At 68.2% G+C, this 6534-nt stretch carries 6 protein-coding genes; 4 read left to right on the top strand and 2 right to left on the bottom strand.

Features of this window, described 5'->3' with window-relative positions:
* Nucleotides 1–149 precede the first annotated feature (149 nt).
* Nucleotides 150–1046 carry a hypothetical protein gene (locus tag DEJ17_RS17280; RefSeq protein ID WP_146239758.1) on the bottom strand — a complete coding sequence of 299 codons (897 nt, stop codon included), beginning with the start codon at nt 1044–1046 and terminating at the stop codon, nt 150–152.
* Between the two features lie 206 nt (nt 1047–1252).
* Nucleotides 1253–2755 (bottom strand): IMP dehydrogenase, encoded by a 1503-nt coding sequence (guaB, locus tag DEJ17_RS17275; protein WP_110895631.1) that lies wholly within the window; start codon nt 2753–2755, stop codon nt 1253–1255.
* A gap of 242 nt (nt 2756–2997) precedes the next feature.
* Between guaB and DEJ17_RS17270 the strand changes: the two genes are divergently transcribed.
* From DEJ17_RS17270 to DEJ17_RS17255, 4 genes are all read left to right on the top strand, one after another.
* Nucleotides 2998–4392 carry a branched-chain amino acid ABC transporter permease gene (locus tag DEJ17_RS17270; RefSeq protein ID WP_258366890.1) on the top strand — a complete coding sequence of 465 codons (1395 nt, stop codon included), beginning with the start codon at nt 2998–3000 and terminating at the stop codon, nt 4390–4392.
* A gap of 12 nt (nt 4393–4404) precedes the next feature.
* The gene (locus tag DEJ17_RS17265) at nt 4405–5391 is read left to right on the top strand and encodes a branched-chain amino acid ABC transporter permease (RefSeq protein WP_027466698.1); all 987 of its coding nucleotides are present in this window, start codon (nt 4405–4407) and stop codon (nt 5389–5391) included.
* Nucleotides 5384–6274 carry an ABC transporter ATP-binding protein gene (locus tag DEJ17_RS17260; protein WP_027466697.1) on the top strand — a complete coding sequence of 297 codons (891 nt, stop codon included), beginning with the start codon at nt 5384–5386 and terminating at the stop codon, nt 6272–6274. The genes DEJ17_RS17265 and DEJ17_RS17260 overlap by 8 nt, the downstream gene beginning before the upstream one ends.
* Nucleotides 6271–6534 (top strand): ATP-binding cassette domain-containing protein (locus DEJ17_RS17255; protein WP_258366889.1); only part of this gene is annotated, 264 nt, incomplete at its 3' end. The genes DEJ17_RS17260 and DEJ17_RS17255, both read left to right, overlap by 4 nt.

Raw genomic sequence — 6534 nt, 5'->3', positions numbered from 1 at the left:
AGATGTGTATAAGAGACAGGGGTGAAGACGCCGTCGTGTTACTTCGACGCCGCGGTTCTCGCGAGACGCCGCTGTATTCGGCGGCGTTTCGGGGACTCGGCGGCGTCCAACGCACACGACGGCGTCGTGCGCGCTCCGCCAGTCGCTGCTCACGAGCCCGGCTGGCGACGTGCGCTGATCGGCGCTGCACGGAACATCGGGAGCCCGGCCGCCGACAACACCGCAGCCCGCGCTCGTGCATCCGATGCCTCCCGCATCGTCCACCGCGCGAACCCACGCACCTCGGGCAGCCGTCGGAGCGCGTCCTCACGGTTCTTCTCGTCCCAGAGGGCCCGGGGGTCTTCGTACTTCAGGCGACCGTCGAACTCCCCGATCACGCCGGCGTCGGGCCACCAGAAGTCCGTTCTGAACCTGCCGCGCGGCGTCTCGAACTCGTGCTGCAACTCCGGAGCAGGAATTCCGAGGAGATGCGCGGTGACGCGGCTGATCGACTCCCCGGGGGATTCGGCCCGCGCATCGGCGAAGGCGATCGCCGCGTCTGCCTGTCGGCATCCACGCACGCGTCCGAGTGCTTCGAGTGCGTCGACGAGTCCTTCGCGGCGGAGCATGTCGCACTGGAGCACGTGGTCGAGGACGACGACGGCGTGGGTGAACGATTGCCGACGCGCGATGTCGAGGACCGTCCGCTCGAGTGACGTCGTCGGGATCCCGTCGACCACGACGCGCTCGCCGTTCCGGATCCGCCCGGTGTGACGGACGACGCCCCGACCGGTGTGCGTCTTGTCGAGCCGGACGTCGATCACGTGCAACCGCCAGTCGGCAGCGTCGAAGTCGGGCAACCCCCACAGTGCCGCGGCCGACGTCCCCGAGACGACGCACTCGGACGCCAAGGACCCGTACCGCGCGCGGACGAACAGGCGCCGGCGTTCCAGGACTGAGAGCGCCTCCCACTCCGGACGTTCGACGGCGGCGCCGTGGAACAAGCGCACCGGCTCGTGCAGGGCCGACGGGACACGGACCAGGACGGTCTGGGCGAGCGTGTTCATGCCCGCAGCCTGGAACGCGACCATGCTGCGAGGTGACCCGCACGTCGGACCGGTGGAGAGCCTCCAGGCCGTTGCCGCTTGTGGAGGAGTCGCAAGACGCCGTCGTCTCCGAATCACGCCCGGAAAGCGTTGAGACGCCGCCGAATTCGGCGGCGTCTCAACGACACGACGGCGTCTTGCGGACCAGAACCGGCCCGGCCCGGAACCTAGCTGCGGTAGTTCGGCGCCTCGACGACCATCTGGACGTCGTGCGGGTGGGACTCCTTGAGCCCCGCCGCCGTGATGCGGACGAACTTGCCACGGGCCTTCAGCTCGGGGATCGTGCGACCGCCGACGTAGAACATCGACTGCCGCAGCCCACCGGTGAGCTGGTAGACGACGTTGCCGACCGAACCGCGGTAGGGCACCTGGCCCTCGATGCCCTCGGGGATGAGCTTGTCGTCGTTCGGCACGTCCGCCTGGAAGTAGCGGTCCTTCGAGTACGAGGTCTTCTTGCCACGGGTCTGCAGGGCCCCGAGGGACCCCATGCCGCGGTAGGCCTTGAACTGCTTGCCGTTCACGAACACCAGGTCACCGGGGGACTCGTCGGTGCCGGCCAGCAGCGAGCCGAGCATGACGGTGTCGGCACCGGCCACCAGGGCCTTGGCGATGTCGCCCGAGTACTGCAGGCCTCCGTCAGCGATGATCGGCACACCGGCTTCGCGTGCGGCGAGGGAGGCTTCGTAGACGGCGGTCACCTGCGGAACACCCACGCCCGCGACGACGCGCGTGGTGCAGATGGAGCCCGGGCCGACACCGACCTTGACGGCGTCCACACCGGCGTTGATGAGCGCCTGGGCGCCCGCGCGGGTGGCGACGTTGCCGCCGATGACGTCGATCGCGTCGAACGTCGGGTCGGCCTTCAGGCGACGGACCATGTCGAGCACGCCTTCGCTCTCGCCGTTGGCGGTGTCGACGACGAGCACGTCGACGCCGGCGTCACGCAGGGCCTCGGCACGCTGCCAGGCGTCGCCGAAGAAGCCGATCGCGGCACCGACGCGGAGCCGGCCCTCGTCGTCCTTCGTGGCGTCCGGGTACTGCTCGCTCTTGTCGAAGTCCTTGACGGTGATGAGGCCGCGGAGCTTGCCCTCGGCGTCGACCAGCGGCAGCTTCTCGATCTTGTGCTGCGCGAAGATGGCGATCGCCTCTTCGGGGTCGATGCCCTCCATCGCGGTGATCAGCGGGGCCTTCGTCATGACGTCGCGCACGTACGTGGTGGCCTGCTCGAACGAGGCCACGAAACGCATGTCGCGGTTCGTGATGATGCCGACGAGTGTGCCGTCCTGCTCGACGACCGGCAGGCCGGAGACGCGGAACTGGCCGCAGAGCGCGTCGACCTCGGCCACGGTGGCGTCCGGGGTGGTGGTCACCGGGTTGGTGATCATGCCGGACTCGGAGCGCTTGACCTTGTCGACGTAGGCCGCCTGGTCCTCGATGGACAGGTTGCGGTGCAGGATCCCGATGCCGCCCTGGCGCGCCATGGCGATGGCCATGCGGGCTTCGGTGACGGTGTCCATCGCGGCGGAGAGCAGCGGGACGTTGACGGAGATCCGCTTGGTGAGCCGGGACGCCGTGGACGCCTCGCTCGGGATGACGTCGGTGTGCCCGGGCAGCAGCATGACGTCGTCGTACGTGAGTCCGATGAATCCGAACGGATCCGGCTGGTCCATGGGTCCCCTTCGTGGGCGAGTGAAGTGTCGAGACACCGGGAACACGACGACGGGTTCCGGATAGGACATGGTAACGCGAGCGGCTGTCGCCGCATTCCGCCTGGAGGCACGGATCGCGCCCGCCTCGGAGCGTTCCTCCACAACGTCACAGTTCGGGTACGAATCACACAGGGAACGTGTTGGAAACACGGGTGTCACAAAATCCCCATAGGTTCCTCGTCATCCGAACGAGAGGCTCTTCCGTGGGATCCATCACTCCTCCGGGACGGGCGCAGCCGCGCCTGTTCCGCCTCCGCCACGCACGACGACGACCGGTCCTGGCGGCCGTGCTCGTCGCCGCGTTCCTGGCGACCTTCCTGATCGACTGGGCGGTCACCCTGCCGGCCTTCAGTGCCACCTCGGCACCGGCCACCAGCCAGGCGTGCACCGTCAGCCCCGACAACGGGTGCATCCAGGGCACGATCACCGACTCCGAGCGTGAACCGGCCGAGGGCGTCGACGTCGACGTGACCGGCCCGAGCGGCTTCGACGAGACGGCCACGACGAACGCCGACGGCCGCTGGTCGGTCAGCGTCGACACGGCCGGCGAGTACACGGTGAGCGTCGACCAGGGCACCCTGCCGAAGGGGCAGTACCTGACGAACGCCGCCGACGCCGACCGCAAGGTGCAGGCGACGCTGAACGCCAACGTCGGGCAGATCTTCCAGCTGTCCGACCAGAAGGGCGCGACCACCTCGGCCGACTCGTCGAGCGTGAGCATCCAGCGCGCCTGGCAGCAGTTCGCCTCGGGGCTCCGGCTCGGGTTGCTCATCGCCCTGGCGTCGATCGGGCTCTCGCTCATCTACGGCACGACGGGGCTGTCGAGCTTCTCGCACGGTGAGCAGGTCACCCTCGGCGGTCTGCTGGCGTACGTGTTCGCCAACCAGCTCGGCTGGAACATCTGGGTCACCGGGATCGTCGTCACGCTGTTGTGCGCCGCGACCGGGTACCTGCAGGACGCCGCGATCTGGCGGCCACTCCGGCGCAAGCGCATCAGCCTGACGCAGCTCATGATCGTCACGATCGGTCTGTCGATCGCCGCCCAGTACGCGTTCCAGTACTTCTTCGGTGCCTCGACGGTCCGCATCCAGCAGGGCAACCCGGAGACCGTCCGGTTCGCCGGTGTCACCCTGACGGTGCAGTCCTACGTCGCCATGGGGATCGCGCTCGTGGTCCTCGTCGCGACCGGACTCTTCCTGGCGAAGACGCGCTTCGGCCGGGCGACCCGCGCCGTGTCGGACAACCCGGCGCTCGCCGCGGCCTCCGGCATCGACGTCGACCGGGTGATCCGCTTCGTGTGGACGCTCGCCGCCGGCCTCGCGGGGCTCTCCGGCGTGATGCTCGGACTCGTCCTGAACGGCGTGAACTGGCAGACCGGGCTCCAGCTGCTCCTGCTCATGTTCGCCTCGGTCACGCTCGGTGGCCTCGGCACCGCGTACGGCGCCCTGGTCGGCTCGATGATCATCGGCGTCGTCGTGGAGCTCACGAACCTGGTGCTCCCCGGTGACTTCAAGTACGCCACCGCCCTCGTCATCCTCATCCTCATCCTGCTGTTCCGGCCGCAGGGCATCTTCGGCCGCGCCGAGCGGATCGGCTAAGGGAGCACGCGCATGGACTACATCCTCAACCTGCTGTCCTCGCTCACCCAGGAGGCACTCGCCCCGACGACGGCGGCGTTCGCGCTGGCCGCGATCGGCCTGAACGTGCACTTCGGGCTCACCGGCCTCGTGAACATGGGCCAGGCGGCGTTCCTGCTGCTCGGTGCCTACGGCTTCGCGATCTCGATCACGAACGGACTGCCGTTCGTGATGGCGGTCCTCATCGCCCTGCTCGTCGCGATCGTGTTCGCGATCATCCTCGGCATCCCGACCCTGCGGTTGCGCGGCGACTACCTGGCGATCGTCACGATCTCCGGCGCCGAGATCATCCGCATGGTGGGCCGCTCGAGCCTGCTCACCTCGACCACGGGCGGCTCGAACGGCATCACCGGGTCGAGCTACCGCGACCCGTTCACCGCCCTCAGCCCGCTGCCCGACGGCACCACCACGATCCTGTGGTTCACGTACGCGAACAACGGCGTCAACGGTTGGTGGATCCGCATCGCCGCGTGGGCCATGGTCGCCCTGTTCACCCTGGTGCTCTTCCTGCTGATGCGCAGCCCGTGGGGCCGCGTGGTGAAGGCCATCCGCGAGGACGAGGACGCCGTCCGCTCGCTCGGCAAGAACGTCTACTCGTACAAGATGCAGGCGCTCGTGTTCGGTGGGGCGCTCGGTGCGATCGCGGGCATCATCTACGTGCTGCCGAGTTCGGTGCAGCCGGACGCCATGGGCCGCTCGATGACGTTCTTCATCTGGACGGCGCTCATCCTCGGTGGTGCGGCGACGGTGTTCGGACCGGTGCTCGGAGCCGTGCTCTTCTTCGTCGTCCGGCTCTTCATCCGCACGCTCGCCGGCGACTTCATCCCCGACTCGATCATGAACGCGCAGCAGGCCGAGCAGTTCTCGTACGTCCTCGTCGGCGTCGCGCTCATGCTGCTCATCGTGTTCCGTCCACAGGGGTTGCTCGGCAACAAGAAGGAGCTGACGTTCAGTGTCTGAGACCTACGGCCACCCCAAGGCCGACCCGATCCTCACCGTCGACGACGTCACCCGCCGCTTCGGGGGCATGACCGCCGTGGACGTCGACCACCTCGAGGTCCAGCGTGGTTCCATCACGGCCCTCATCGGCCCGAACGGCGCCGGCAAGACGACGTTCTTCAATCTGCTCACCGGGTTCGACAAGCCGAGCCCGGGTGCGAAGACGCAGTTCAACGGCGCCACGCTGCAGAAGACGAGCGCGACGCACATCGCGAACAAAGGCATGGTCCGCACCTTCCAGCTGACCAAGGCGCTGTCCCGGCTCACCGTGATGCAGAACATGCTCCTCGGTGCCCGTGACCAGCCCGGCGAGAACTTCTTCGCCGCCCTGGTCAAGCCGGTGTGGGCGAAGCGGGAGCGCGAGATCACGGCCAAGGCCGAAGACCTGCTCGCCCGGTTCAAGCTCGACACGAAGGCGGACGACTACGCCGGCTCGCTGTCCGGCGGGCAGCGCAAGCTGCTCGAGATGGCCCGGGCGCTGATGTCCGACCCGACGATGATCATGCTCGACGAGCCGATGGCCGGTGTGAACCCCGCGCTCACCCAGTCGCTCCTCGGGCACATCCAGTCCCTGCGCGACGACGGCATGACCGTGCTCTTCGTCGAGCACGACATGCACATGGTCCGGCACATCTCGGACTGGGTGGTCGTGATGGCCGAGGGCAAGGTCGTCGCCGAGGGCCCGGCGGACACAGTGATGGACGACCAGGCCGTGATCGACGCCTACCTCGGTGCGCACCACGACACCGACCTGGGTGACGACTCGCTCCTCACCGAGGAGACCTTCGAGGAACTGGCGGAGGAAGTCGCCGAAGAGGACGCAGCAGAGGAGACGACCCGATGACGGACGCAACGGACCCCACGAACGCGAGCAGTGCCTCCAGTCCGTCCCCGGCGGCCACGCTGGAACGCGAGCCGGTGCTCAGCGCGAAGAACCTCGTCGCCGGCTACCTGCCGGGCGTGAACATCCTGAACGGCTGCGACCTGGACTGCTACCCGGGCGAGCTCATCGGCATCATCGGGCCGAACGGTGCGGGCAAGTCGACGCTCCTCAAGGCGCTGTTCGGGCTCGTGTCCATCCGCGAGGGATCGGTGACCCTGCAG

This window comes from Curtobacterium sp. MCSS17_011 (assembly GCF_003224275.1).
Taxonomy (GTDB): Bacteria; Actinomycetota; Actinomycetes; order Actinomycetales; family Microbacteriaceae; genus Curtobacterium.
The sequence above is the reverse complement of the archived record's forward strand: the minus strand, read 5'-3'. Positions and strand labels throughout refer to the sequence as shown.